This window comes from Streptomyces sp. NPDC026522, from assembly GCF_055567555.1.
Map to the genome: position 1 here is coordinate 786,150 of NZ_JBVHQF010000001.1, position 24,972 is coordinate 811,121.

At 73.5% G+C, this 24,972-nt stretch carries 18 protein-coding genes, 1 tRNA gene and 1 pseudogene; 7 read left to right on the forward strand and 13 right to left on the reverse strand.

Annotation, left to right across the window (positions count from 1 at the left end):
* Positions 1–11: 11 nt before the first annotated feature.
* Positions 12–2,462 carry a helicase associated domain-containing protein gene (locus ACZ4M3_RS03455; RefSeq protein ID WP_467729732.1) on the reverse strand — a complete coding sequence of 817 codons (2,451 nt, stop codon included), beginning with the start codon at positions 2,460–2,462 and terminating at the stop codon, positions 12–14.
* 104 nt (positions 2,463–2,566) lie between these two features.
* Entirely contained in the window at positions 2,567–4,279 is a 1,713-nt protein-coding gene (locus ACZ4M3_RS03460) for a sigma-70 family RNA polymerase sigma factor (protein WP_467729734.1), read from the reverse strand.
* A 241-nt stretch (positions 4,280–4,520) separates the two neighbouring features.
* On the opposite strand from ACZ4M3_RS03460, the gene ACZ4M3_RS03465 reads away from it, so the two are divergent.
* Both ACZ4M3_RS03465 and ACZ4M3_RS03470 read left to right on the forward strand, forming a co-directional pair.
* Positions 4,521–5,159, forward strand: coding sequence for a bifunctional 4-hydroxy-2-oxoglutarate aldolase/2-dehydro-3-deoxy-phosphogluconate aldolase (locus tag ACZ4M3_RS03465; protein ID WP_467729736.1), 639 nt, complete (start codon positions 4,521–4,523; stop codon positions 5,157–5,159).
* A gap of 1 nt (position 5,160) precedes the next feature.
* Complete coding sequence (locus ACZ4M3_RS03470) at positions 5,161–6,138, forward strand: carbohydrate kinase family protein (protein WP_467729738.1); 978 nt, start codon at positions 5,161–5,163, stop codon at positions 6,136–6,138.
* Positions 6,139–6,153: 15 nt separating this feature from the next.
* Here the strand turns inward: ACZ4M3_RS03470 and ACZ4M3_RS03475 are convergent.
* Positions 6,154–6,882, reverse strand: a pseudogene (locus ACZ4M3_RS03475) (aldo/keto reductase); the annotation flags it as partial.
* 310 nt (positions 6,883–7,192) lie between these two features.
* On the opposite strand from ACZ4M3_RS03475, the gene ACZ4M3_RS03480 reads away from it, so the two are divergent.
* On the forward strand, positions 7,193–8,272 hold the full coding sequence (locus ACZ4M3_RS03480) for an NAD(P)H-dependent amine dehydrogenase family protein (protein WP_467729739.1): 1,080 nt from the start codon (positions 7,193–7,195) through the stop codon (positions 8,270–8,272).
* Positions 8,269–8,748 (forward strand): carboxymuconolactone decarboxylase family protein, encoded by a 480-nt coding sequence (locus ACZ4M3_RS03485; protein ID WP_467729741.1) that lies wholly within the window; start codon positions 8,269–8,271, stop codon positions 8,746–8,748. The genes ACZ4M3_RS03480 and ACZ4M3_RS03485 overlap by 4 nt, the downstream gene beginning before the upstream one ends.
* A 70-nt stretch (positions 8,749–8,818) precedes the next feature.
* Here the strand turns inward: ACZ4M3_RS03485 and ACZ4M3_RS03490 are convergent, their stop codons facing one another.
* Entirely contained in the window at positions 8,819–10,465 is a 1,647-nt protein-coding gene (locus ACZ4M3_RS03490) for a GMC oxidoreductase (protein WP_467729743.1), read from the reverse strand.
* Between the two features lie 221 nt (positions 10,466–10,686).
* Between ACZ4M3_RS03490 and ACZ4M3_RS03495 the strand changes: the two genes are divergently transcribed.
* Positions 10,687–10,763 (forward strand) — tRNA-Trp (locus ACZ4M3_RS03495).
* Between the two features lie 74 nt (positions 10,764–10,837).
* On the opposite strand, the gene ACZ4M3_RS03500 is transcribed toward ACZ4M3_RS03495, so the two are convergent.
* The 5 genes from ACZ4M3_RS03500 to ACZ4M3_RS03520 all read right to left on the reverse strand — a co-directional run bounded on the left by ACZ4M3_RS03500 (position 10,838) and on the right by ACZ4M3_RS03520 (position 18,214).
* Positions 10,838–12,439, reverse strand: a complete 1,602-nt coding sequence (locus tag ACZ4M3_RS03500; RefSeq protein WP_467729745.1) for a N,N-dimethylformamidase beta subunit family domain-containing protein — start codon at positions 12,437–12,439, stop codon at positions 10,838–10,840.
* Between the two features lie 102 nt (positions 12,440–12,541).
* Positions 12,542–14,965, reverse strand: a complete 2,424-nt coding sequence (locus ACZ4M3_RS03505; RefSeq protein WP_467729747.1) for a polysaccharide lyase 8 family protein — start codon at positions 14,963–14,965, stop codon at positions 12,542–12,544.
* 74 nt (positions 14,966–15,039) lie between these two features.
* On the reverse strand, positions 15,040–15,879 hold the full coding sequence (locus ACZ4M3_RS03510) for a sugar phosphate isomerase/epimerase family protein (RefSeq protein ID WP_467729749.1): 840 nt from the start codon (positions 15,877–15,879) through the stop codon (positions 15,040–15,042).
* Positions 15,876–17,036: a dihydrodipicolinate synthase family protein gene (locus ACZ4M3_RS03515; protein WP_467729751.1), complete on the reverse strand. Its 1,161-nt coding sequence runs from the start codon at positions 17,034–17,036 to the stop codon at positions 15,876–15,878. Before ACZ4M3_RS03515 ends, ACZ4M3_RS03510 begins: the two co-directional genes overlap by 4 nt.
* Positions 17,033–18,214 carry a Gfo/Idh/MocA family protein gene (locus tag ACZ4M3_RS03520; protein WP_467729753.1) on the reverse strand — a complete coding sequence of 394 codons (1,182 nt, stop codon included), beginning with the start codon at positions 18,212–18,214 and terminating at the stop codon, positions 17,033–17,035. The genes ACZ4M3_RS03515 and ACZ4M3_RS03520 overlap by 4 nt, the downstream gene beginning before the upstream one ends.
* Positions 18,215–18,390: 176 nt before the next feature.
* On the opposite strand from ACZ4M3_RS03520, the gene ACZ4M3_RS03525 reads away from it, so the two are divergent.
* Together ACZ4M3_RS03525 and ACZ4M3_RS03530 are read left to right on the forward strand one after the other, a co-directional pair.
* Positions 18,391–19,467, forward strand: coding sequence for a LacI family DNA-binding transcriptional regulator (locus ACZ4M3_RS03525; protein WP_467729755.1), 1,077 nt, complete (start codon positions 18,391–18,393; stop codon positions 19,465–19,467).
* Positions 19,464–20,309: a sugar phosphate isomerase/epimerase family protein gene (locus tag ACZ4M3_RS03530; protein WP_467729757.1), complete on the forward strand. Its 846-nt coding sequence runs from the start codon at positions 19,464–19,466 to the stop codon at positions 20,307–20,309. The genes ACZ4M3_RS03525 and ACZ4M3_RS03530 overlap by 4 nt, the downstream gene beginning before the upstream one ends.
* A gap of 104 nt (positions 20,310–20,413) precedes the next feature.
* Here the strand turns inward: ACZ4M3_RS03530 and ACZ4M3_RS03535 are convergent, their stop codons facing one another.
* The 4 genes from ACZ4M3_RS03535 to ACZ4M3_RS03550 form a co-directional block, all read right to left on the reverse strand.
* Positions 20,414–21,400: a hydroxyacid dehydrogenase gene (locus ACZ4M3_RS03535; RefSeq protein ID WP_467729759.1), complete on the reverse strand. Its 987-nt coding sequence runs from the start codon at positions 21,398–21,400 to the stop codon at positions 20,414–20,416.
* 47 nt (positions 21,401–21,447) lie between these two features.
* Positions 21,448–22,356, reverse strand: a complete 909-nt coding sequence (locus ACZ4M3_RS03540; protein WP_467729761.1) for a carbohydrate ABC transporter permease — start codon at positions 22,354–22,356, stop codon at positions 21,448–21,450.
* Complete coding sequence (locus tag ACZ4M3_RS03545) at positions 22,353–23,201, reverse strand: carbohydrate ABC transporter permease (RefSeq protein WP_467730126.1); 849 nt, start codon at positions 23,199–23,201, stop codon at positions 22,353–22,355. Before ACZ4M3_RS03545 ends, ACZ4M3_RS03540 begins: the two co-directional genes overlap by 4 nt.
* 293 nt (positions 23,202–23,494) lie before the next feature.
* A complete protein-coding gene (locus ACZ4M3_RS03550) occupies positions 23,495–24,853 on the reverse strand; it encodes an ABC transporter substrate-binding protein (RefSeq protein WP_467729762.1) in 1,359 nt (452 codons plus the stop codon).
* Positions 24,854–24,972: the final 119 nt, after the last annotated feature.

The following is a 24,972-nucleotide window of genomic DNA, read 5'->3' on the forward strand; positions in this document are numbered from 1 at the left end:
CTACGGCGCGGTCAGGACGAGGACGCCGACCACACCATGTCCAGGGCCGTCAGGTCCGCCACCCGCTCCGCGCTGAGGGTGGCGGACCGGGCCCGCTGGTTGGCGATCCAGGACCCCAGCCGGAACTCGCGCCCGGCCACCCGCTCCACGTGCGTACGCGGCACCCGCAAGTGCCGCTCGCGGGCGTGGAACTGCCGGGCGGCCGCCAGGTGCGCGGCCCACGCGTCGGCGTGGCTGCGCCGCGGCCGGGGCAGCTCCGCCCCGCTCGCCGGCGTCAGCCCCAGGGCGTGCTCCAGCAGCCAGCGCTGCGCCCAGGACAGCCGGTCCCACGACAACCGCTGACCGCGCACCCACCGGCCCAGGTCCTCGCCCTGCGCCAGCACCTCACCCGGGGCCAGCGGCAGCCGGCCGCCCGCGTCCAGGTGCACCCGCGTCAGGTGGAAGGCCCGCTGCCAGGAGACGTCCCAGGCGGGGCACCAGGACGCGTCGATCTCCTCCAGGGCCTCCCGCCGCTCCTGCGACAGCGCCCCCGGCCCCTCCCGGCGGGCCGCGGCCCGGTTGTTCTTGACCCACACCCCGACCGGTAGGCCGTGCCAGGTGGCGTCGACGGGCGGCAGCAGGTGCCCGTGCTCCGCCGCCCAGCCGCGGGCCGCCGCCAGCCCCTCCTCGAAGGCCACGTCGAAGTGGCTCCACACCATGCCGATCCCGTCCAGCTGCGCGGCCCGCTCCCGGCCCAGGGCGCCGCGCCGGTAGGTCCGCCGTACGTCCGCGATCCACTGCCCCAGCGGGAACCGGGCCAGCCCGGCGGGCCACCGGTCGTCCCCCGCCGGCACCTTGTACGCGAACGGCACCTTCAGGTCCCCGTACGCGGCCGCGTACGTCCGGGCGGCCGCCACCCCCCGCCGCCACTGCTCGTGCTCCGGGTTCAGCACCCGCAGCCGGATGAACGCCGCCAGCAGCGCCGGGTCCCGCGGGGTGGAGAAGCTCAGCAGCGCCTCGGCGCCCGGCCGGTGCGCCTGCGATCCGGTCCTGCCGCCCGGCGCCTGCGGCTGGGCGAGGGCCTCGACGAGCCGGCTGTCGTGGGCCCGCAGCGCCTCCAGGAGCCGCGCGAGGTCACCGTACGCCCGGGAGGTCAGCATCGACTCAGGTGTCTCGCCCGGACCCAGCAGCACCGGCACCACCAGCGAGGCCACCTTCCCCTCGCCCGGCCGGATCCGCAGTGCCCGGCCCACCGCCTGCACCAGGTCCGGCATGGAGCCCCGTACGTCGGCCCAGAAGACGGAGTCGCACTCCTTGGTGTCGACGCCCTCGCCCAGCACCCGGACGCTGCCGAGGAACGCCTTGTCGGCGATCCGGCCGTCGGCGAAGGCGTCCAGGACCCGCCGCCGGTGCGGGGCCGGGTGCTGCCCGCACAGCCAGTCCGCCCAGACCGTACGCGGATACACCGGCAGCGGGGTCCGGCTCGCCTGCCGCAGCCGGGCCGCGACCGCCGGGAGTCCGGCCGCGAAGGCCTCCGCCTCCTTGGTCAGGTGGTGGAAGACCAGCGTCCGCCGGAACCCCTGGTCCGCGGCCGCCTTCACCAGCGCTGCCTGGAGCGCCGCGAGCCGGGCCCCGCGCACCGCGTCCGAACGCCCTTCGGGACCGAGCAGTACCGCCGACTGGAACCCGGGGTCGGACACGTCCACGCACACCACCCGGTACGGCGCGCAGATCCCCCGGTCGATGGCCTCCGACAGCGACAGGGTGTGACAGCGCGCCCCGAACGGACCGTCCGGGTCGTCCTCCATCGAGGCGACCAGATCGCCCCGGCCCCGGTCGGCCGGTCCTGTGCCCGCCCGGGCGCCCGAGGACGCGGGCAGGGTCTCCTCGGGCGGTTCGCCGTCCCGCCACACCCGGGGCGTGGCCGTCATGTACAGCCGCCGGACCGACGGGATCCGGGCGTTGTCGTGCACCACCGCCCACGGCTTGCCGATCCGCCCGGACGTCCGGTGCGCCTCGTCGACCACGATCAGGTCCCAGCCCGGCAGCCCGGCCCGGTGCGCGCCCTCGACGGTGCCCAGGCCCAGCGACGCGTACGTGGCGTACACCGTCAGCCGCTGCACCGGCGCGGCACCCCAGCGCGCCAGCTCCCGCGCGTCGGTGGTGGTGGGCATCCCCGCGTCCTCGGGCCGCAGCGAGCACACGGCCAGCGCCCGCCCGGTCCGGCCGCCCTCCCGCCAGGCCGCTGTCGTCTGCGTGAGCAGGTCGAGCGAGGGCACCAGCACGAGCACCCGGGCCGCCCGCAGCTGCTCGGCGGAGCGCACGGCGACGAGGGACTTGCCGGAACCGGTGGCCATGATCACCTGGGTGCGCAGGCCCCGTTCGGGCACCCGGCCGGTCGCGGGCAGGTCCAGGGCGCGCACGACCGCCTCGACGGCCTCGCGCTGGTGCGGACGGAGTTCTTTCCTCGCCAATGACCTCATCCCGCCCACTGTGGTCTGCTTCTTCGGTTCCAGCTCCCATCTTGCCCGGATTCCGAGTCAGCGGGGGGACGCGGGGGACGGCCGCGGCCGCAGCCGCGCCGACGTCACATCCGGGCGCCGAAGTTCTGCGTCCACCAGGGCCCGCCCGGGCCCTGGTGGACGCCCACGCCGATGTCCTTGAAGGAGCAGTTGAGGATGTTCGCGCGGTGGCCCGGGCTGTTCATCCAGGAGTCCATCACCGACTCGGGCGTCTGCTGGCCCCTCGCGATGTTCTCCCCGTACGTCGACCAGCGGTACCCGGCGGCGGTCGTCCGCGTCCCCGGGTCGCCGCCATCGGGGTCGGTGTGCGAGAAGTAGTCCCGCTGCGCCATGTCGTCCGAATGCCCCTGGGCGGCGTTGCGCAGCTGCGCGTCCTCCTTGAGCGGGCCGCAACCGGCGGCCGCCCGCTCCTTGTTGACCAGGGCGATCACCTGGGCGGCGGTTCCGCTCGGCGCGGCCGGCGCCGGGGCGGGCGCCGCCGCACGCGTCGCGGGCGCGCTGGTCTTGGTCCGCGACGGCGCCGGGGCGGCGCTCGAACTCGCCGGGGCGGAGGGCGGGGCTGAGGCCGACGGGGACGCCGACGCGGAGCCCGACGGCGAGGCGGAGCCGGTGGCCGAGGGGGACGCGGAACCCGCGCCGGTGGCCGACAGCGCGGCCAGCGGGGAGGCCGGAGCGGCGCCCCCCGCCTCGGCGGAACCGGAACCGGGCAGGGTGCCGAGGTAGGCCAGACCACCGCCCGCGACGCAGGCGGCGATCACCGCGCCGGCGACGACCCGGCGGCGGTGCCGGCGCCGCCTGCGCTGACCCCCGCGGCCGCCCGCCGGGTCGGCGCCCGCCTTGTCCGGGTCGCCCGACCGGCGCCGGGCGGCCCGGCCCGGGCCCGCCACCACGGGCGCGAGCTGGGTCGCGGCGTCCGAGAACGCCGCGTCAGCGCCGGGCACGGTGCCCGGGGCCGCGAAGGCCGCGCCCGCCGGGGCGAGACCGGCGCCGCCCGCGACGGCCGACCGTACGCCTGCCAGCAGTGCCGCCCCGACCGGAACCAGGGCCAGCCCGGCCAGCAGCCCCTCCGCCGGGACCAGCCCGCTCCACAGCCCCGAGCACCGCACGCACTCGCGGGCGTGCCGGGCTATTCGCTTGCGCCACAGCGCCGACGGCTGCCCGTCCCAGCTCGCCGCCACCGTCCGCAGCGCCTCGCACGGCGGCTGCGCCTCCAGCGCCCGCTCCACCACCCGCGCCGCTTCCAGCTGGGCCTTCATCCGCTGGACCCGGACCGCCGTGTGCTGCGGCGAGAGCTCCAGGGCCAGCGCGACCTCGGCCCGGGTCAGCTCCCCGGCGCACTCCAGCCACCACAGCGACAGCAGCGCCCGGTCGTCCGGCTCCAGCCAGCGCGTGGCGCGGGCCGTCTCGCGGCGCTGGCCGGCCAGGTTGAGCCGGACGACCGTGAGGTCCGCGAAGTCGGCGCCCGGGTCGGCCACGTCCGCGGCCGCCTCCAGGCCGGTCGGGCCGGTGCTGCGGTCCTGCCAGTGCGCCCGTATCCGGTTCATCGTGATCGCCACCAGCCAGGACCGGAAGCTCTCGTCCGCGCGTAGACCGGGCAGCCCGTCGAGCGCCCGCAGCATGGTGTCCTGCACCACGTCGTCCACGTCGCAGGACCCGTTCAGGGCCCGCCCGACGATGTTGTAGACGAGTGGCAGGCAGGCGCTGACGAGCTCGTCCTGCGCGCGGGGATCGCCCGCGCGGGCCGCTGCCACCAGAGCTGCCGTGTGCTGTGTACTCATGTGAAGTTTCCCTGTCCGTACCGGCGGTCGATGATGCCCACTGATGGGGAGACCGTCCAGGGGCGCCCCGATAACACTTATCCGGTAACTCTTATCCGGAAGTCGGATCGTCCGCGAGCTCGGGGGGCCGGCGCCGCCCTTCCCGTTGACAGCGCGGCTCCCGGCGCGGGTAAGGTCTGGACCAGTGAAGTGCCGGTGCGCGGAGCCTGGTCGGGGGTCCGCAGAACGGGTGGGGGTTCGCTTGTCCTGTCATCCCTTCGCGGTGCTCACCGCCCAACGGCTGCTGCCGGTCCTGCGGGACGCCGACGCGGGACGGGCCGTCCGCCGGACCGCCGCCCTCCTCGCTGCGGGCTGCCGCGCCGTGGAGCTCACCACCTCCACCTCCGGCTGGGCCGAGGCGGTCGCCGGTACCGCTGCGCTCACCGACGCGCACGGCAGGGCCGCCCTGATCGGCGTCGGTACCGTCACCACCGCCGCACAGGCCGGGCGGGCCCTCGACGCCGGCGCCGGCTTCCTGGTCTCCCCGTACCCGGCCCCCGAGGTCCGCGCGGTCGCCGCGGAGCGCGGGGCGGTGTTCCTCGAAGGCGCCTTCACCCCGGGCGAGGTCGCCGCCGCCGTACGGTCCGGGGGCGCGGCGAAGGTCTTCCCGGCCCACGTGGGCGGCCCGGGCTTCATCCGCTCCCTCAAGGCCGTGCTCCCACAGGCCCTCCTCGTCCCGACCGGCGGGATCCGGCCCGCGGCGGTACGGGAGTGGCTCGCCGCGGGGGCCGCCGCGGTGGGCATCGGCAACGGGCTGCCCGCCGGCCCGGGCGAACTGGCCGCCGTCTTCGCCGACCTGGCGGGGCCGTGCTGCTGCGACCACACCCGGGAGGACCGCTGACATGGCCGCGATCCCCGCGCAAGGGCGCCCCGACGCCCCCTACGACGTCCTCGTCCTCGGCGAAGTCCTGGTCGAGATCCACGCCGCCACCGCACTGCACGCGGCCGCCGACGGCACCGCCGCCCGGATCTCCTACTCCGGCGACGCCCTCAACGCGGCCGCCGCGGCGGCCGCCGCCGGGGCCCGTACCGCCCTCCTCGCCGTCGTCGGGGACGACGAGCTGAGCGGGCCCCTGCTGGAGCGGGCCGCCCGCCTGGGCATCGACGTCTCCCACGTACGCCGCTCCCCGCGCCCCAACGGCGCGTACCTGCTGTGCGCCGACCCCGACGGCGACCGCGCGTTCGTCTACTGGCGCACCGGCAGCGCCGGCGCCACGCTCTCGCCCCGCCACATCGAATCCTGGCGGGAGCTGCTCACCGCCTCCACGGCCCTCATCACCAGCGGCATCACCGGCGCCCTGGCACCCGGCGCACGCGAGGCCGTGCTCGCCGCCGCCGAAACCGTGCACACGGCCGGCCGGCACCTCTCGTACGACCCCAACTTCCGCTCCCGGCTCACCGGCCGGGCAGAGGCCCGGGACCTGCTGGCGCGCGTCGCACCCATGACGGGGCTGCTCAAGACCTCCTGCCCCGGTGACGCCCTGGCCCTGGTCGGCACCGACGACCCGCGGCTCGCGGCCGCCCGCTACCGGGCGCTCGGGGCCCGCGCGGTCGCCGTCACCGCGGGTCCCGGGAGGCTGCTGCTGCACGACGGGGTGCGCGCCGCGTACCACCCGGTCCCCGTCAACCCCGATCCGGTCGACGCGACGGGCGCCGGCGACTGCTTCACCGGCACCGCCACCGCCCGGCTCGCCCTGGGCGACCCCCTCGCGCGGGCGGTGGCGTACGGCACGGCCGCCGCTTCGCTGTCCGTATCCGGCCGGGGCGGCACCGGCCGCGTCCCGGCGTTCACCGAGACGGCGGCCCTGGCGGGCCTTTGACACCGCCTGACCGCGGTCCGGCTTCCCCGTGCCCGACAGTGCCAGTAAGGGGGGGACCGCGGTTCAGGGTCCAGGCGGGTCGCAGCTGGGCCGCGCGTCCGGGGCGCCCACCCCCCCGGCCTCCTCGCCCGCTCCCGCGATGGCGAAGAACGGTACGAACGCCACCCCCTGCCGGGCACACGCGTCGAGGAACGCGTGGTCCTCGGCGGGGCACCGATCCGGTACGGGTTCTGCACGCGGACGACCCGTGCGATCGCCCTCGCCTCGGCGAGGTGGCCGAGGCGGACGTCGGACACGCCGAGGTGCCGGATCAGCCCGGCGGTGCGCAGCCCGGCGAGCGCGCCGGTGCTCGCGCGCGGCCGCTGCACGCGGAGGTTGACCACGTCGAGGTGGTCGCGCCCCAGCTGGCGCAGGTTCTCCCCGACCTGCCCGCGCATCTGGCCCGGCTCGGCCCGCGACCAGGCGCCGGAGGGGTCGCGGTCGGCCCCGGCCTGGTGATGAGCTCGTCGCCGTGCGGGGCGAGCGCCCGGTTGATCAGCTCATTGGCCGAGCGCAGGGGGAGGAATGGAACGCCGCGGTGTCGATGTGGCTCAGGCCGAGTTCGACGGCGCGGCTCGGCAGGCCCGTCACCCCCGGTCGCGGTCGCGGGGTGCTCCGTCGGCCGAGTGCGCCAGGTGCGTGGCGCCGAAGGCCGCCGAGCCGCCAGGTCCCGGCGGCCGCCGCGTCGATCGATTCGTTGATCACGGTGGGCAGCCTCCCGCATGCCCGTCCGGGCTCCGGTGTCCGTCGGTGAGTCCGTCGGCACCGGGAGCCAACGCCCGCGACGGCGCGGCCCCGATGGGCGTTCGCCCCGCCCGCACGGGGCGTTGGAGCCCGCCCCGCGCGGGCGTGGCCGGCCCTCACCCGTGGCCGGCGGCGAGTCGCGGTACGCCCCGCGGCCGGCCGGGGTGCACTTCGGCCACGGGCAGGGTGAGCACGTGGTCCGGCCGGATGCGGTGGAAAAACCTGCTTCATGGCACTGGGCACCTCCGCGGCCCCTCGCTACCCTCCGCGCATGATTCCCACGGTGGTCTGGGGCACCGGCAACGTCGGCCGCGCGGCGATCCGCGCCGTCGACGCCCATCCGGCGCTCGAACTTTCGGCAGTCATCGTCCACGACCCCGCGAAGACCGGCCGCGACGCGGGGGAACTCGCCGGGCTGGCACACCGGCTGGGCGTCGCGGCGAGCGACGACATCGAGGCGGTGCTGGCCAACCGGCCGGCCGCCGTCGTGTACGCGGCCTCCGGCGACACCCGCCCCGACGACGCCCTCGCCGACATCACCCGGGCCATCACGGCCGGGGCCGTCGTCGTCAGCCCCGCCCTCTACCCCCTCTACGACCACCGCAACGCCCCGCCGGAGTTCCGCGATCCGGTACTGGCGGCCATCGCGGCCGGCGGGGGCTCGCTGTTCGCCTCGGGCGTCGACCCAGGCTGGGGCAACGACGTCCTGCCGCTGCTGATCAGCGGACTCGGCAGCACCGTGGACGTGATCCGCTGCCAGGAGATCTTCGACTACTCCACGTACGACCAGCCCGACTCCGTCCGCTACCTGGTCGGCATGGGACAGCCCATGGACTTCGAACCGATGATGCTGATGCCGTCCGTCCCGACCATGGTCTGGGGCGGGCAGATACGGATGATGGCCCGGGCCCTCGGCGCCGAACTGGACGAGATCCGCGAGACGTCCGCCCGGCGCGCCCTCGACACGACGGTGACCACCCGCACGATGGGCGAGTTCGAGGCCGGTACCCAGGGCGCGATCCGGTTCGAGGTACAGGGCATCGTCGGGGGCGAGGCCCGCCTGGTCATCGAGCACGTCACCCGCATCCACCCCTCCTGCGCCCCCGACTGGCCCCAGCCGCCCGACGGGGCCGGCGCACACCGGGTGATCATCGAGGGCCGCCCGCGCATCGAGGTGACGATCGAGGCCGGCGACGAGGGAGAGAACCGTTCCGCCGGCGGCAACGCCACTGCTGTCGGCCGGCTGGTGGGGGCGATCGACTGGCTCGTGGACGCGCCCCCCGGCATGTACGACGCGCTCGACGTCCCGCTGCGGCCGGCCGTCGGAAAACTCGGAAGGAAGCAGCCATGAGGATCGACGTTCCGGAAGGTCAGCATCCCATCGAGTACGTCTGGGGCGACCTGGTCCCCGGCATCGGGACGGCCGCCGCCAACTTCTCCCTGTCCGTCTACGCCCACACCACACTGGGCCTGCGCGAGTTCGAGGCGGCCCGGCTGCGGATCGCGCAGATCAACGGGTGCGTCTTCTGCCTTGACTGGCGCACCGACCGGGACGGCGAGAAGGTCGAGGAGGGGTTCGCCGACGCCGTCACCGAATGGCGCACCACCGACGCCTTCGACGACCGCACGCGACTGGCAGCCGAGTACGCGGAGCGCTACGCACTGGACCACCACGGGCTCGACGAGGAGTTCTGGGAGCGGATGACGGCGCACTACAGCCAGGTGGAGATCGTGGAACTGAGCATGAGCATCGGCTCCTGGCTCGCCTTCGGCCGCCTCAACCATGTCCTGGGTCTCGACAGCGTCTGCGTGTTGCCGGGCGGCTGACGCGGTCCGGGGCCGGCCGGGCCTCCGCTTCGCGCGGGAGCCCGGCCGGCCCCGGTTCGGGTCCGCGCCGCTACAGGTCGCTGGCGATGATCTTCTCGATGTTCCGTTCGGCGAGCGCCGTGATGGTGACGAACGGATTGACGCTGGTGTTGCCGGGGATCAGCGCCCCGTCGATCACGTACAGGCCGGGGTGGCCGTGCAGCCGCCCGTAGTTGTCGGTGGCCTTGTCCAGCACCGCGCCGCCGAGCGGGTGGTAGGTGAGGTGGTCGCCCCAGATCTTGTTGGTGCCGAAGAGGTCGCTCCGGTAGATCGTCCCCTCCTTCGAGTTGATCTTGTCGAAGATGGTCTTCGCCATGTCGATGGCCGGCTGCTTCCAGGCCGTCTGCCAGTTCAGCTCGGCCTTGCCCGCCGCCGCGTTCCAGGTGAACTCGGCGCGGTTGGGGTTCTTGGTGATGGACAGGTAGAAGGAGGCGTACGTCTCGATGCCCGTCGGCAGCGGCGCCACTTCGGCGAACGCCCCGCCCGCCGCCCAGTTGTCGATGCCGCCGCAGGGGATCGTCGCCTGGAGCTTGCCGGTGGGGTCCCAGAGGTGGTTCGCCCGGCCGCACATGACGTTGCCGTTGTCGCCCCAGCCCTTGCCGATCTCGTTGTTGAGGTTGGGGAGCGCGCCGGTGGCCTTCAGCTTGACCAGCAGCTTGCTCGTACCGACGCTGCCCGCCGCGAAGAACACCCGGTCGGCGGTGACGGTCTTGGTGGCGATCGTGTCGCCGGTGGTGTCGAGCTGTTCGATGACGACGGTGTAGCCGCCTCCGGTCGTGGGGGAGACCGTGGTGACCTTGTGCAGGGGCGAGATGGCGACCTTGCCGGTCGCCTTGGCGGCGGCGAGGTACGTCTTCTGCAACGACTTCTTGCCGTGGTTGTTGCCGTACAGGATCTCTCCGTCCAGCGCCGACTTGGTGGCCGTGCCGGCCGACTCCTGCTTCATGTAGTCCCAGTCGTAGACGTCGGGCACGAAGACGAACGGGAAGTTGGAGCGCTGGGCGTGCTTGCGGCCGACCCGGGCGAACTGGTAGCAGTCGACCGTGTTGAACCAGTCCGGGTCGATGAGGCCGACGCCGAGTCCGGCGTTGGCGCGCGGGTAGTAGACGTCGTACATCTCGTCCGCGTTCACGGACGGGAGGACGGCGCCGAAGTTCTCCCGTTTGGGAGTGACGGCCATACCGCCGTTGACGAGGGAGCCGCCGCCGACCCCGCGGCCCTGGTAGACGATGATTCCGCCCATTTCCTCGGCGTCCAGGATGCCCGTGTACTTGGGGATGTCGCGGTCGATGGGGAACCCGAGGAAGTAGTTGAGCGGTGCCTTCGTCCGGGTGCGGAGCCAGTACGAACGCTGGTCGGGGCTGAGGGTGTTGCAGAAGATCTTGCCGTCCGGACCGGGGGTGTCCCAGGCCATGCCCATTTCGATCATGTGGACGTCGACACCCGCCTGGGCCAGGCGCAGTGCGGCGACGGAGCCGCCGTAGCCGGTGCCGATGACGAGGGCCGGGACATGGGCCCCGGTGTCGATGGGTGCGGAGGGGGCGGTGGCGGCTCCCGCCCGGGCCGGGGTGGGGTTGACCGCCAGGGCCATGGCTCCAAGAATGGAACCGGTTCCAGCGATGAAGCCGCGGCGTGAGATGCCGTGGGACACCTTGTTGTGCAGGGATTTGTCACTCATGTGACGTTCCTCACTCTCGACGGAGTGAGAACAAGTTCTACTGTCGGGCGCGTGGTAAGTCACTACACGCGGCGCGGTAATTTCTGGCTGGTTCCGTAGGGAGGGAATGGCCGGCCGCCTCCGGACCGGGGCGCCTCGGCTGCCTTCCGTCTCATGCAGCGGACAGCCTGCGGAATTCGTTGGATCTTCGGGTCGCCCCGTGTCATGGTTGGTCTCGCCGAAGGGGTGTAGCTCAGTTGGCCAGAGCAACGGTCTCCAAAACCGTAGGTCGCAGGTTCGACTCCTGCCGCCCCTGCCAGTACGAACACGCCGGACGCCCGGCCGGGACCTGTTCCCGGCCGGGCGTCCGGCGTTGAAATTGGAACGGGTGGTTCAGGAACGCCCGTAGACCGCCTCGACGTTGTCCTGGGCGGGGTGCGTGCGACCGGCCGGGCCCGCCGCGAACACGCGCAGCAGGTTTTCCGTCACCCGTGTCGTCAGCGCGCCCGCACGGGCGTCCAGGCCGTGGTTGGACCCGCTGCGGCCGTCGCCCGTGGCGTCGAGCGCTTCGACCCAGCGCATCGTCCCCGTGGCGAAGACCCCCGCGCCGCTGGGAACGGTGTAGTACGCCGTGTCCTGGTGGCTGGGGCGGCCCTCGCAGACGACGGGGGAGTGGGCGAGGATCTCGATCGGGCGGGGCGTCGGGAAATCGGTGACGACCTTGTCGTACTCGACGCCGACCAGATGCGGGAAGCCGTCCCCCGCCCTCACCCCGGTGCCCGCGAACAGCCAGTGGGAGGGATTGGTCACGACGTACGGGGCGTCCACCGGATAGCCGTCGTAGATCACGCCGAGCAGGGAACTCTCCGGGTCGGCGGCGGGAGGCGAGCGGAAGTCGACGGTGGCCGGATGGCCGCGCCGGAACCCCGGGTCCTGCTCGTAGGAGGACTTGTAGCAGACCACCGTGCGGTCCGGGCCCAGGTCGGACGGCTCCAGCCGGATCCGGCGGAAGCAGCAGTTCGCGCCGAGGACGGCCACGTTCGTCCCGGCGTCACGGGCGGCGGTGAAGTGCGCCCGCTGCTCCGGCGACCAGTACTCGTCGTGGCCGAGCGACAGCACCGCGGCGGCCCCCTCCAGCAGCCGCTTGTCCCGCGCGACGTCGGTGGTCGTCGCGTAGGCGAGGGGGATGCCGAGCCGCTCGGCGAGGGCGACCAGCGGCGCCTCGTACACCAGGAACAGGCCCGCGCCGTCGTCGTACTCGTACGGCCGGTCGAAGGTCACGGCCAGCGAGCGGGTTGCGTACGCGCCGTTCGGGCCGTCGTAGCTGCCGTAGCCGCCCCAGCGGTTGTAGGCCTGCCAGGTCGCCACCGCGTTCACGATGACGGTGCGTCCGGCCGTGGCCGGCGAGCGGACGGTGAGCGGTACGAAGCGCTGGCCCTCGCCGCCCTGCGCGTCGAGCCGGAGCAGGTAGCAGCCCTCGGGCCAGTCCTTCGTCTCGACCGTGGTGGTGCGGGACCAGTGGGTCCGGACCATGCGGGTCGCGGAGTCGACGGTGTGCTCGGGCTGCCGGACCCCGGTCAGCGCCTGCGAACGCCACACCAGCCGGGCCCGCGCACCGCCGTACCAGCCCATCCGGTAGGCGGAGACGGTGAAGCGGGGTGCGGTGGTGGACACGTGGAGGCCGAACCCTTCGCCCGACAGGACGCTGACCTTGTCGGCGAAGCCCTCGATGGCGCGGGCCGGCCCGGCCTTGGTCACGGGCCAGTCGGCGTGGCCGGGCCGGGCGTTCTCAGCCCGGACGTCGAACCCCCGCGCCGCCGCACCTGCCGGAGCGGACGCCGAGCCACTGGGCGCCGCCCCCTCGGGCGCGCCGGCGCCGCTTCCGCAGCCGGCCAGCGCCCCCAGCCCGGCGGTGGCCGCCCCGGTCGCGGCGATCGCCAGGAAACGCCGCCTGCCCGCCCCTTCGGCCGCCCCGGCCGTCTGCTCCTGTTCCATGCGGGGCACGTTATGCCACGCCCGCCCTCCTGCCCGTACCGCCCCGTGCCCCCGGGCCCAGCCGGGCGGGACGGCGGCGGGGTGTTCGGGTGCACGGGGGCTTCACGGCAGGCGTAGCACCACCTCCTGGCCGGCTCCCGCGGCCCCCGTGAGGTCCCCGAAGGTGAGCCGGAGCCGGGCGCCCGGCTCCGCCGATGCCACGCTCGGCGGCCGGGACAGCACCGCCGCCACGGGCCGGTTCCACACCACGGTCAGCGCGGTGAGCGCCCTGGCCGGGTCCGCGACGGACAGGGCGGCCGTGCCGTCGGGTCTCTCCCGCACCGTGACGGAGCACGCGCCGCTGGCCTCCAGCGCACCGGCCCTCCCCGCCTGCCAGAAGTTGACGCCCGTGAATCCCAGCGAACCCACCGACACCCCTTGGGCCGCTCCGGTGTTGGCCAGCACCTGCAGCCAGCCCGTCGAGGCGGCCCGGGCGGCCGTCTGCGCCGCCGTGGCTCCCGGGAGCATCTGGTGGACGTATCCGGCGGCGACCGGATCCGTACCGTGGTCGTACCAGAGGGTGAGGTAGCGCCGGGTCAGCGCGGTCGTGGCGCCGCCCCGGTTGATGTCGCTCCAGCGGCCGGTGCGCGCCTCCCGGAGGGCTTTGAACGCCCCCGGACCGGACATCACGTACCCGCCGAAGCCCGCCACGTGGGCCCAGCCGGGGGAGGGGAAAGCAGCCGACCAGCCCAGGACGGCCGGCTGTACCGTGCCGCCGACGGTCAGGGCATGCGTACCCGCCGCGCCCAGGTTGCGGTTGTCGACGACCGACTCGACGGGTACCCCGTCCGTCGAACCGATCTCCGCACCCAGGCAGACGATGGTGTCGGCCAGGAAGAACCACGATTTCCGCGCCGTCAGTGTGCTGCCGAGACCGCGCAGGTGCTGGCCGACCGACGCGAACTCCCCGTCCGTCGTTCCGCCCACCCATACCGCGTCCGGCCGCGAGGCGCCCCAGTCGCCTCCCGCGCCGTCGGCCAGCGCGCGCCGCGAGACGGTGGTCCCCGGCAGCCGGTAGGGGTCCACCGTGGGCCAGAAGGCGTCCGCGTACTGGCCGTTGCCGTACGTGGCGCCCCACCAGGAGAGCATCCCGCTCCCGGTGTGCCAGCCGCGCAGGTTCTCCCCGTTGCCCGTCTCGTAGTGCGCGATCCGTCTCGACGCCATGGAAAGCGATGCGGCCCAGCCCGGCCGCCGGTGCGTGGCCCGGTCCATCGACGCGAACAGCCGGTGGCCGACCGGTTCGGGCAGTGCGGCCACCGTCGTATCCGCTGCCACCTCCGCCAGCCGGGCCAGGGCGGACAGCCCCAGTGTCCGGTCCGCCATGGGCGGCCCGTAGTAGTCCCGGGCCGTCCACCCTTTGACCAGCCCCCGCCAGCGGGCCCGTTCGGCGCTGCTCGCTCCCTCTGCCAGCAGCAGGATCCCGGCCAGCACCGCGTGGCCCCGCGTGTGGTCGTCCTGCTGGATCGGCCGGACATCCAGGGCGGACAGGCCCCGGCTGACCGCCCGGCCGGACACCGCGTCCATGACCAGCCCGTTGAACAGGAACGGAGCCCAGGCCCGCTCGACGGCGTCGAACACGATCTGCGCGCCCGGATCAGTCACCTCCCAGGGTGTTTGCCGCAGCAGGGCGAACAGCATGCCGAGTCCGCCGAGGAGCACCGCGCCGTAGGTACCGGTGTAGGGCACCCAGGTGTGCTGGACGAAGGAACCGTCCCGGTAGAGCCCGTCACCGGAAGAGACGTACGGGAAGACCGGCGCGAGCGCGTCCCGGGCCAGGGCGACCTTCCCCGCATCGGAGCCGACCACCCCGCGCAGGGCCAGGACGCGGCAGAGGTCCACCCGGTTCGCTCCCGTACTCGTCCCGCTGTAGGAGGCGACGACCGAATCGGGCACGAAATGGTCCACCGCGGCCCAGGCATCCGCGATCCGGGCCGGAGGCAGGTCCGTTTCGAGCAGGACGCAGAGGTCGAGCAGCGCTTGCGGGGCGCCGATCTGCCAGCAGTACCAGTTGCCGTACGGCACTTGGCCCGCGTGGTAGACCTCCGTGTGCAGATGGTCGAGCCCGGTCAGCAGCGCCGTGCGCAGCGCGGCCCCGCCGGTGCGTCCGGTGCCGGGCCGGACATAGGCCTCCGCCATCGTGCGCAGCCGGTAGTAGCTCTGCATCATCATCTCGGGATTCGTGGCGAACCCCAGATCGGGCCAGAGCGCTTTCGGAGCCGGAGCCATGGCGGCGCGCCAGCCGTCGGCCTGCTCGCCGAGTTCGGCGAGCCTCGACCGGAACGGCTCGGCCGTCGCGGGGAAGCCACCACCCAGGTAGAGCCCGCGCCAGACCGAGCGCATCGTCCCGTACGTGTCCGCGTCTGTGTCCGCGTCCGTGCCCGTTCCCGCGATCGGGCCGGCCTGGACACGCGCGTGCGGGACGCCGAGCCACAGCGCACCTCCGCCCGCCGTGGAGAGGAAGGCGCGCCGACTCCATGGGTCTGTCATCGCATTCTCCTTTTCCGGCACTCACCGTCTGCTGCTGCCTACTGCCGGCCCTGGGCGGCGCCCGGGCCCTCGTCTCACGCGACGTGCTCGCGAAAGCGCTCGATCACCTCCCGCAGCACCTCGGACCCCTGCCGGGCCCACAGCCCCGGATGGAAGATCTCCACCTCGACCGGGCCGTGGTAGCCCGCCCCATCGGCCAGTTCGCGCAGTCCCCGGAGATCGATGCAGCCGTCACCGAGCTGCCCCCGCCCCAGCAGCACCCCTTCGGGCAGCGGGGTCACCCAGTCGGCCACCTGGACCGACACGATCCGGCCGCCGGCTCCGGCCCGGCGCAGGTCGGCCGGGAGCCGCTCGTCCCACCACAGGTGGTAGGCGTCCACCACCACGCCGACCCGCTCCGCGGGGAACCGCTCGGCGAGGTCCAGTGCCTGGCCCAGGGTGGAGACCACGCAGCGGTCCGCCGCGAACATCGGATGGAGGGCCTCGATGCCCAGCCGCACCCCGTGCCCGGCGGCCCAGGGCATCAGCTCGGCGAGGACGTCGGCGATCCGCTCCCGCGCACCGACCAGGTCGCGGTCCCCGTCGGGCAGCCCGCCCGATACCAGGACCAGGGTGTCCGCCCCGAGCTCGGCGGCCTCCTCGACCGCCCGCCGGTTGTCCTCCAGGGCCGCTGCCCGCCCCGCCGGATCGGCGGCCGTGAAGAACCCGCCCCGGCACAGCGAACTGACCCGCAACCCCGCCCCGGCGATCAGTTTCGCCGTCTTCCGGACTCCGAACCGCCGTACCGGCTCGCGCCACAGGCCGACCGCCCCCACCCCGGCCGCCGTACAGCCGCTCACCAGCTCGGGGAGCGACCACTGCCGGATCGTCTCCTGGTTGAGGCTGAACCGGGCGGGAGCCGGCGCCCGGTTCACGACGCCACCCCGTACACCGCGAACAGCTGCCGCATCCGGGCCTCGGCGAGCCCCGGGTCGGGGAAGAGACCCAGCCGGTCGGCCAGTTCATAAGCCGTGGCCAGGTGGGGGAGCGACCGCGCCGACTGGTGCCCGCCCAGCATCGTGAAGTGCTCCTGGAAGCCGGCCAGCCAGGCCAGCAGGACCACCCCGGTCTTGTAGTGGCGGGTCGGCGGCGCGAACAGGTGCCGGGCCAGTGCCACCGTAGGATCCAGCAGTTTCCGGAAGGCCGACGGGTCGCCCCGGTCGAGTGCGCCCGCCGCCCGCGCCGCGATCGGGGCGATCGGATCGAAGATCCCCAGCAGGGCGTCGCTCGCCGGCCCGCCGTCCCCGCCGATGAGTTCCGGATAGTGGTAGTCGTCGCCCGTGTAGCAGCGCACGCCCGCCGGCAGCCGGCGCCGGATGTCCACCTCCCGGTCCGCGTCCAGCAGGGAGACCTTGATCCCGTCCACCTTCCCGGGATACTCGGCGATGACCTTCAAGAAGACCTCGGTGGCCTCCTCGGGGTCCTCGTGCCCCCAGTAGCCGGTCAGTTCCGGATCGAACATCGGGCCCAGCCAGTGCAGTACGACCGGTCCGGCGCTCTGCCGGAGCAACTCCCCGTACACCTCCAGATAGTCCTCCGGGCCCCGGGCGGCCCTGGCGAGCGCCCGGGACGCCATCAGCACGGTCCCCGACCCGCACGCCTCGCTGTGTGCGAGCTGTTCCTCGTACGCGGCGGTGATCTCGGCGAGCGAGTGGTCCCCGGCCGCGGCCAGTTGGTCGGTTCCGACGCCGCAGACGATCCGGCCTCCCACCGCCCGCGCCTCGGCCGTCGAACGGCGGATCAGCTCGGCCGCCACCGGCCAGTCGAGGCCCGCCCCGCGCTGCGCGGTGTCCATGGCCTCCGCGACTCCGAGCCCCAGCGCCCACAGCCGGTGCCGGAAGGCGAGCGTGGCCTCCCAGTCGACCTCGGGCGGCCCTTCGGCGCAGGTGGCGAGCGGATCGGCCACCACGTGGGCCGCCGCGTAGAACACCCGGCTCCGGGCCGGACCGCAGGTCAGCGGGGGCAGCGGGTCGGGGTTGGGCCGGTACGCGCGGGAGCCGCCCGCCGCGGTGGGCAGCAGGATGGCGTTCACCGGATCACCTCCGGGACCGGCAGCCGACGGCCCTCCGCCGAGGACCGCAGGCCGAGCTCGGCCAGTTGCACCCCGCGGGCCCCGGCCAGCAGGTCCCACTGCCAGGGCCCGTCCCGGACGACATGGCGCAGGAACAGTTCCCACTGGGCCTTGAAACCGTTGTCCGCCGGGGTGTTGTCGGGTACCTCCTGCCATTGGGAGCGGAAGGACTCGGTCTGCGGAAGATCCGGATTCCACACGGGCTTGGGCGTCCCCGCCCGGTGCTGGATCCGACAGGAGCGCAGCCCCGCCACCGCCGAACCGTGGGTCCCGTCCACTTGCAGTTCCAGCAGCTCGTCGCGGTGGACCCGGACGGCCCAGGATGAATTGATCTGTGCGACGGCGCCGCCCTCCAGTTCGAAGACGCCGTACGCCGCGTCGTCCGAGGTCGCCTCGTACGGTTTGCCGTCCTCGTCCCAACGGCGGCCGATGTGCGTACGGGTGAGGGCCTGCACCGAGCACACCCGGCCGAACAGCTCGTGCAGCAGGTACTCCCAGTGCGGAAACATGTCGGCGGTGATGCCGCCGCCGTCCTGTGCGCGGTAGTTCCAGGAGGGCCGCTGGGCCGGCTGCCAGTCCCCCTCGAACACCCAGTAGCCGAACTCCCCGCGCACGGACAGGACCTCCCCGAAGAAGCCGCCCTCGACCAGCCGCCTCAGCTTCAGCAGACCCGGCAGGAACAGCTTGTCCTGGACCACGCCGTGCTTCACTCCGGCCGCCTGCGCCAGCCGCGCCAGCTCCAGCGAGGACGCGAAGGACAGCGCGGTCGGTTTTTCGCAGTAGACGTGCTTGCCCGCGGAGACGGCCTGACGCACGGCCGCCTCCCGGGCACTGGTCACCTGCGCGTCGAAATAGACCTCCACCTCGGGATCGGCCAGTACCTCGGTCAGATCGGTACTGACGTGTTCGAGCCCGTGCCGGTCGGCGATCTCCCGCAGCGCCGCCTCCCGCCGTCCCACCAGCACGGGCTCGGGCCGGAGCACGGTGCCGTCTCCCAGGTCGAGGCCCCCCTGCTCGCGCAGCGCGAGGACGGATCGCACCAGGTGCTGGCGGTATCCCATCCTGCCGGTCACGCCGTTCATGGCGATCTTGATCGTCCGCACCGAGCCGTGTGTCTTGTCGACTGCCTTGTCTTCCATGGGACACCTCCTTGATGGAAAGCGCTTTCACTCGCCTCAGGCTAGGTCTGAGCCAGCTCCTGGCACAACACCCGTACGAGTGATGGAAAGCGCTTTCCGATTGGGGCACACTGAGATCACGACGGACGAGACGACGGCCCGGCACCGAGTGTGCGGGGCAGAAGGAGGGGTGCGAAATGGCGGTGACTCTCGCCGAGGTCGCGGCGCACGCGGGCGTTTCGCCCGCCACGGTCTCGCGTGTACTGAACGGCGGCCACCCGGTGGCCGGAGGCACCCGGACCCGGGTGGAACAGGCCATCGAAGAACTCGGCTACATCGCCAACGGCCCGGCCCGGGCCCTCGCGGCCGCCACCTCCGATCTCGTGGGCGTACTCGTCCACGACGTCGCGGACAGCTTCTTCGGCATCCTCGCCGGATCCCTCCAGAAGGAGCTCGCGCCGACCGGCCGAGGAGACGGCCGCAGGCTCGCCATCGTCTGCAACACCGAGGGCGTCCCCTCGGCCGAACTCGACTACCTCTCCCTGTTGGAGGGCCAGCGGGCAGGCGGAGTCGTCCTGACCGGCGGAGCGGTCGAGAAGCCGGACCACACCGACGCGCTCGCCGCCCGGATCGGCCGGATGGCGCTCGCGGGCACGCCGGTGGTGCTGTGCGGGAGACCGCCGCTGCCGGTGCCCGCCGCGCTGCCCGTGGCCACCGTCATGTTCGATGACCACGGGGGCGCCTTCCGCCTCGCCGAACACCTGCTGGCACTCGGCCACCGGCACATCGCCTACGTCGCCGGCCCGCCGGGCCTGAGCACCAGCCGGGAGCGGCTCGCAGGGCATGCCGCCGCCCTGCGACGGCACGACCCCGCCCTGCCCGACGCCTGTGCCCCGCTCATCGTGCACGCCGGCTTCGAGCGCTCCGCCGGCTACGACGCCACCCGCGAACTGCTGCGCCGCGGGTCGCCGTTCACCGCCGTGGCGGCGGCCAATGACACCGTCGCCGCCGGAGTGGCCGCGGCCCTGGGCGAAGCCGGGCTGCGCATTCCCGAGGACGTCTCGGTCGCCGGCTTCGACGACTTGCCGTTCAGCGTGGACACCTCGCCCGCCCTCACCACCGTCAGAGTCCCGCTGCGCGAGGCGGGCGTGCTCGCCGCGCAGTTGGTCACCGGCCGCAGACCGGCGCCCCCGGGGCGCATCACCACCCTGCCCACCGAGCTGATGGTGCGGGCGTCCACCGCACCACCGCCCCGCGAAGGGAGCCGGCCGTGAAGTACGCCTTCTCCACGCTCGGCCTGCCCGGCACCCCGCTCGCGCGCAGCGCCGCCCTCGCCGCCGAGCACGGGTACGACGGCCTCGAACTGCGGGCCCACGCCGAGGAACCCCTGCACCCCGCCAGCCCCGCCGGCGACCGGGCCGCCGCCCGGCGTACCCTCGCAGCCGCCGGAGTCGCAGTCCTCGCGGTCGCGGGGTACGCCGAAGTGGCGGCCGCCGGGGAGGACGAGCCGGTCCTGACCGAGCTGCGCTCCCTGGTCCGGCTCGCCGCCGATCTCGACGCCCGCTACGTACGCGTCTTCCCCGGCGGCGGGAACCTGCCCCCGGCCGACGCGGACGCCCACGCCGTCCGCAGACTGCGCGCCGTGGTGCCGTTTGCCGAACGGCACGGCGTACGGATCCTGCTGGAGACCCACGACTCGCACCGCACCGGGGCCGCCGCCGCCCGGGTACTGGACCGGGTCGGGCAGCCGGGCGCGGGCGCGCTGTGGGACGTACTCCACACCTGGCTGGGCGGCGAGCGGCCCGCCGACTCCTGGTCCGGCCTCGCCCCGCACCTGGGGTACGTACAGGTCAAGGACGTGGCCTCGGCCCGCGACCTGACGCCCCTGGGCCTCGGTGACGGAGTCCTGCCGCTCGCCGAGGTGACCTCCCGCCTACCGTCAGGAGGCTGGCTGTGCTGGGAGTACGAGAAACGCTGGTACCCGGGAGCCCCGGAGCTGGCGGGGCAGCTGACGCGGGGCCGGGAGTACCTGGCGCGGCTGCGGCGCGAGCGCCCCGGCGTCCCGTCCGCCGAGCCGGTCCGGCGCCCGGTGAACCCGGACGGAGCCCCGCCATGACGCGCCGCGACCCGCGAAGTGCGCGGGCAGCCCTTGAGGCCCCCGTCGGCCCGGGCCGCAAGGGTGTCCTGCCGGAGCCGGCCTTCGCGGCCGGACGGCGCTGGTCAGGCCGAGTAGGCCAGCCGGGCCGGGTCGACCGGGTACCGGAAGGCCAGGCCGTGGGCGTAGCGCTCCAGCTCCCCGACGGCCGTCGCGGCCAGGCGGTCCAGCTCCCCGCCCAGCGAACCGGCCACATGGGGGGTGAGGAGTACGTTCGGCAGGTCGAAGAGCGGCGAGCCGGGGGGCAGTACCTCGGGCTCCGTGTGGTCGAGCACGGCGTGCAGCCGTCCGGTGACCAGTTCCTCCGTCAGCGCCTCGGTGTCCACGAGCGAGCCCCGTGCGGTGTTGATCAGCGTGGCGCCGTCCGGCATCAGGGCCAGCCGGGTGGCGTCCAGCAGGTGGCGGGTCCGGGGCAGCGCGGGCGCGTGCAGGCTCACTACGTCGCTGCGGCGCAGCAGTTGGTCGAGGGCGCAGGCCTCGCCGCCCAACTCCGTGATCTCGGCCGGGTCGGCGTACGGGTCGTGCACCAGCACCCGCAGGTCGAAGGGCCGCAGCAGCTCCATGACCCGACGCCCGATGAGCGAGGCGCCGACCAGTCCCACGGTGCGGCGGTAGTTGCCGATGGCCGGATAGCGGCCCAGCAGGTCCATGGGACCGCGCGCCGAACGGTAGGCGTGGGCGGATTCCAGCACCCGCTTGTTGGTGAACAGGATCGCGGCGAGCGTGTACTCGGCGACCGGTACGGCGTTGGCGGCGGCGGCGCTGGAGACCAGCAGGCCGCGGTCCCAGCAGGCGGCGGTCACATGGTGCTTGACGCTGCCCGCGGCGTGGACGACGGCGCGCAACCGGGGCATCCGCTCCAGTGCGCCGGTATCCAGGGGCGGGCACCCCCAGCTGGTGAACAGCACCTCGGTCTCGGCGAGCCGGTGGCCGAGCGCCGGGTCGTCGTCTGCGAAGTCGGTGAGCAGCAGATCGGGATCGAGGTCGGCGACGCGGGCGAGCTCGGGCAGCATCCGGCCGCTGAGTACGGCCGCGCGGGTCCCGGGGCTCATGGCGAGGACCGTTGCCGGGCGCCGCACCGGATACGAAGGGGGAGGGGTCACTTGACGGCTCCTGCGGTGAGACCCGAGCGCCAGAAGCGCTGGAGGCCGAGGAAGGCGAGCACGAGCGGGACGACGGCGACGAGAGAACCGGTGATGACGAGCGGGTACAGCTCGGGTTGCTGGTAGACGCTGCGGTTCCACATGAACAGGCCCAGACTGACGGGATAGAGCCGCTCGTCGTTCAGCATGGTCAGGGCCCCGTAGAAGTTGTTCCAGATGGCCGTGAAGGTGAACAGGAAGATCGTCACAAAGCCCGGCCACAGCATCGGCAGCGACACGTGGGCGAAGAGCCGCAGTTCACCCGCCCCGTCGACGCGGGCGGCTGCCAGTACCTCGTCCGGGACGTAGCCCTCCGCGAAGACGCGGGCCAGGTAGACGCCGAAGGGGTTGACGAGGGCGGGCACCAGGTAGGCCCAGTAGGTGTTCACGGCCCCGGCGGCCGAGGCCATGAGGTAGAGGGGGAGCTGGAGGACGGCGGCCGGTACGAGCACCCCGGCGAGGACCACGCCGAAGAGCCGTTCCTTGTGCCGGAACTCGTAGGCGTGGAAGGCGTAGCCGCAGGCCAGGCTGATCAGGGCCGAGAGGGTCGAGCCGGCCACGGTGTACAGGAGGCTGTTGCCGAGCCACCGCCCGAAGATGCCGTCGTCGTAGGTGAAGAGGTCGCCGAGGTTGATGAGGAGGTGGAAGCTGCCGGGGGAGTACGGGTCGGTGGCGAGGAGGTCCCGGCGGCTCTTGGTCGCGGCCAGCACCAGCCAGGCGAGGGGCATCAGGGTGTAGGCGGCCACGAGCAGGAGCACCGCGTTGACGGCCGCTCGCGAAAGGACTCGTGGGCGGGTGCCGGAGCGGCTCCCGGGGCGGGTCGCGGGGCGACGGCGCGGAGGACTGGGGGCCGGGGTGGTGGTCATGCGGTCCTCCAGCGGTTGCCGAGCCTGGTCACGACGTAGGAAGCGGTGCCCGCGACCAGGGCGAGGAGCAGCGCGCTCGCGGCGGCCAGTCCGTAGTCATGGCTCTTGAAGGCGGCGCTGAAGACGTACATGGTCGGCGACCACGACTCGCCCATCTCGGTGGCGCGCAGCTGGAGCAGCTGGGGGGCGTCGAACAGCTGGACAGCGCCCACGCAGGTGAACAGGACGGTCAGTATGACGGTGGGTTTGATGCTCGGCACCTTGATCTGGAAGGCGGTGCGCAGCGCGCCGGCGCCGTCCATGGTGGCGGCCTCCAGGGTTTCGCGGGGGACGGCCTGGAGCCCGGCAAAAAAGATGATCATGTTGTAGCCCATCCACTGCCAGGCCGAGATGTTGACCACGGACAGCAGGGCCTCGTCCCGGCCGAAGAAGTTCCAGGACAGGCCGGCCGTGTCGAGGACATCGAGGACGGGGCTGAGACCGGGTGTGTAGAGGTAGAGCCAGATGGCCGCCGAGATCAGGCCGGGCACGGAGTGCGGCAGGTAGAAGGCGATCTGGAAGAAGCGCTTCGCGCGGGCGAAGACGGAGTCGAGCAGCAGGGCGAGGACGAGGGCGCCGCCGACCATGACGGGGATGTACAGGAGGCAGTAGACGGCGATGTGGCGGAAGGAGGCGAGGAAGAGCGGATCGGTGAGTGCCTTGGTGTGGTTTCCGATCCCGCTGAAGATCCGTTCGGTGCCTGCGAAACCCAGCCCGGACTGTTCGTCATGGAAGAGGCTCAGCCAGCCCGCGTAGCCGACGGGGGCGACGGTGACGAGCGCGAAGAGGACGAAGAACGGCGCCATGAAGAAGGTGGCGGCGCCCCGCCCGGGGGGCCCGCCACCCCGGGCGCCGCCGCCGGGCGGCGCGGGCGGCCCGGTCACGGGTCGGTGGCGGCGGCCGGCGGCGTCGGCCCGTGGAGCGGTCACCGTGGCACCGGCGCCGCCCCCGGGGCGGGCCCCCGCTCCCTGGCGGGCTCCCGCGTGCTCCGGCGAGAGCCGGTGGCCCAGCACCCGGCCGCCCAGGGGCCGGCGGCCCGGAGCCTGCGCGCGGCCGGCGCCGCTCACGGGCGGCGTGGGCGGCGTGGGGGTGGTGGGCATCAGCCGGCCAGCCCGAGGCCGCGGTCCTTGATGGCTTTCTCGGCGGCCGACTGCCCCTCGGACAAGGCCTTGACCAGGTCCGGCCCGGCCGCGTTCTGCGCCGCGTTCACCTGGAGCTGGGCCGGCCCCCAGGTCCAGCCGGGCACGATCGTGGCCGCCGCCGCACCCGCCACGGCGTACGGGTCCTGCCCCTCGAAGTACGAGGCGTCGAACAGCTTCGCCGCCTCCGCCCGCATCTCCGGGTTGGCCGGCAACGCGCTGCTCGGGGACTTGAGCGAGCTGAGCCGGGCCCGGATCGCCTCCGGCTCGGTGGTCACCCAGCGGATGAACTCGGCGGCCGCCTTGGTCTGCTTGCTGCCCTTGGGCACGACGTACGAGGTGCCGCCGTACATCCCGGTCGCCGCTCCGCCGTCCCAGGTCGGCAGCGGGGCGATGCCCCACTTGCCCTTCAGGTCCGGGTAGTTCGCCAGGAAGGTGCCGGCCGTCCAGGCTGCGCCGATGACGGTCGCGACCTGCCCGGAGGAACGTTCCTTCGCCTCGCCCTCGCCCCACAGCGGCGTTTTCGAGGCGGCCCCGGACGCCATCAGCCCGTTCCAGTACTCGGCCACCTTCTTCGAGGCGGGGTCATCGATGGCGACCTTCCACTTGTCGCCCTGCGTCCCGTACCACTTGGCGCCCGCCTGCCACGAAAGCCCTGCCAGCACCGCCGGATCACCGCCGCCCATGTTGGTGATCTTCACGGAGGGATCGGCCTGGTGGATCTTCTCCGCCGCCGCCCGGTACTCGTCCCACGTCTTCGGCACGGGCACCGCGTACTTCTCGAAGATGTCCTTGCGGTAGAAGAGTTCGAGCGGGGTCACGTCGAAGGGGACCGCCCAGGTCTTGCCGCCCAGCTTCACCAGGGACTGGAGCGCGGCCGGGAACTTCTCGGCGACGAGAGTGCCGGACGTCCCGCTCAGATCCTCCAGGTTGCCGCCGCTCGCGAATTCCGGGAGCGCCGAATAGTCCATCGTCGCGACGTCGGGCGCGTTCCCGCCCTTGACCGCGTTCGCCAGCTTCGCCGCCCCGTCAGGGCCGCCCGGCACCGCCGAGAACCTCACCTGGATGCCGGGGTGCGTCTTGTTGAAGGCGTCGGCGGTCTGCTGGGCGCCCGCCGAGGAGGACCAGTACGTCACCGTCACCGGCGCCTTCGCCGCGCCCGCAGCCCCGGACTCCGGCGCGGTCCGCCCACCGCCGCATGCCGTGGCGAGCAGGACCACCGACACCGCCGAGGCGGTGACGGCGGCCCGGGGCGGGCGGGACGGGCGCCGGGTTCCCGGCGCGGGTGAGAGGGAGGGGAGGCGGAAGCTGCGCGGCATGGTTCGGCTCCTACGGACGACCGCTGGACGCGGCGGATGGGAGAACGCGGCCCATCTTTTGCGCGAACATGCACACCGTCAAGAGCGAATGCGCAACTCGATCAAAACAATCATCTGAG

Excerpts from the sequence above, each read along its gene's own strand:
- ACZ4M3_RS03505 (WP_467729747.1), bottom strand. The coding sequence starts at position 14,965 with ATGACAGACCCATGGAGTCGGCGCGCCTTCCTCTCCACGGCGGGCGGA.
- ACZ4M3_RS03455 (WP_467729732.1), bottom strand. The coding sequence starts at position 2,462 with ATGAGGTCATTGGCGAGGAAAGAACTCCGTCCGCACCAGCGCGAGGCC.
- ACZ4M3_RS03480 (WP_467729739.1), top strand. The coding sequence starts at position 7,193 with ATGATTCCCACGGTGGTCTGGGGCACCGGCAACGTCGGCCGCGCGGCG.
- ACZ4M3_RS03540 (WP_467729761.1), bottom strand. The coding sequence starts at position 22,356 with ATGACCACCACCCCGGCCCCCAGTCCTCCGCGCCGTCGCCCCGCGACC.
- ACZ4M3_RS03550 (WP_467729762.1), bottom strand. The coding sequence starts at position 24,853 with ATGCCGCGCAGCTTCCGCCTCCCCTCCCTCTCACCCGCGCCGGGAACC.
- ACZ4M3_RS03485 (WP_467729741.1), top strand. The coding sequence starts at position 8,269 with ATGAGGATCGACGTTCCGGAAGGTCAGCATCCCATCGAGTACGTCTGG.
- ACZ4M3_RS03460 (WP_467729734.1), bottom strand. The coding sequence starts at position 4,279 with ATGAGTACACAGCACACGGCAGCTCTGGTGGCAGCGGCCCGCGCGGGC.
- ACZ4M3_RS03500 (WP_467729745.1), bottom strand. The coding sequence starts at position 12,439 with ATGGAACAGGAGCAGACGGCCGGGGCGGCCGAAGGGGCGGGCAGGCGG.
- ACZ4M3_RS03525 (WP_467729755.1), top strand. The coding sequence starts at position 18,391 with ATGGCGGTGACTCTCGCCGAGGTCGCGGCGCACGCGGGCGTTTCGCCC.
- ACZ4M3_RS03545 (WP_467730126.1), bottom strand. The coding sequence starts at position 23,201 with ATGGCGCCGTTCTTCGTCCTCTTCGCGCTCGTCACCGTCGCCCCCGTC.
- ACZ4M3_RS03490 (WP_467729743.1), bottom strand. The coding sequence starts at position 10,465 with ATGAGTGACAAATCCCTGCACAACAAGGTGTCCCACGGCATCTCACGC.
- ACZ4M3_RS03520 (WP_467729753.1), bottom strand. The coding sequence starts at position 18,214 with ATGGAAGACAAGGCAGTCGACAAGACACACGGCTCGGTGCGGACGATC.
- ACZ4M3_RS03470 (WP_467729738.1), top strand. The coding sequence starts at position 5,161 with ATGGCCGCGATCCCCGCGCAAGGGCGCCCCGACGCCCCCTACGACGTC.
- ACZ4M3_RS03535 (WP_467729759.1), bottom strand. The coding sequence starts at position 21,400 with ATGAGCCCCGGGACCCGCGCGGCCGTACTCAGCGGCCGGATGCTGCCC.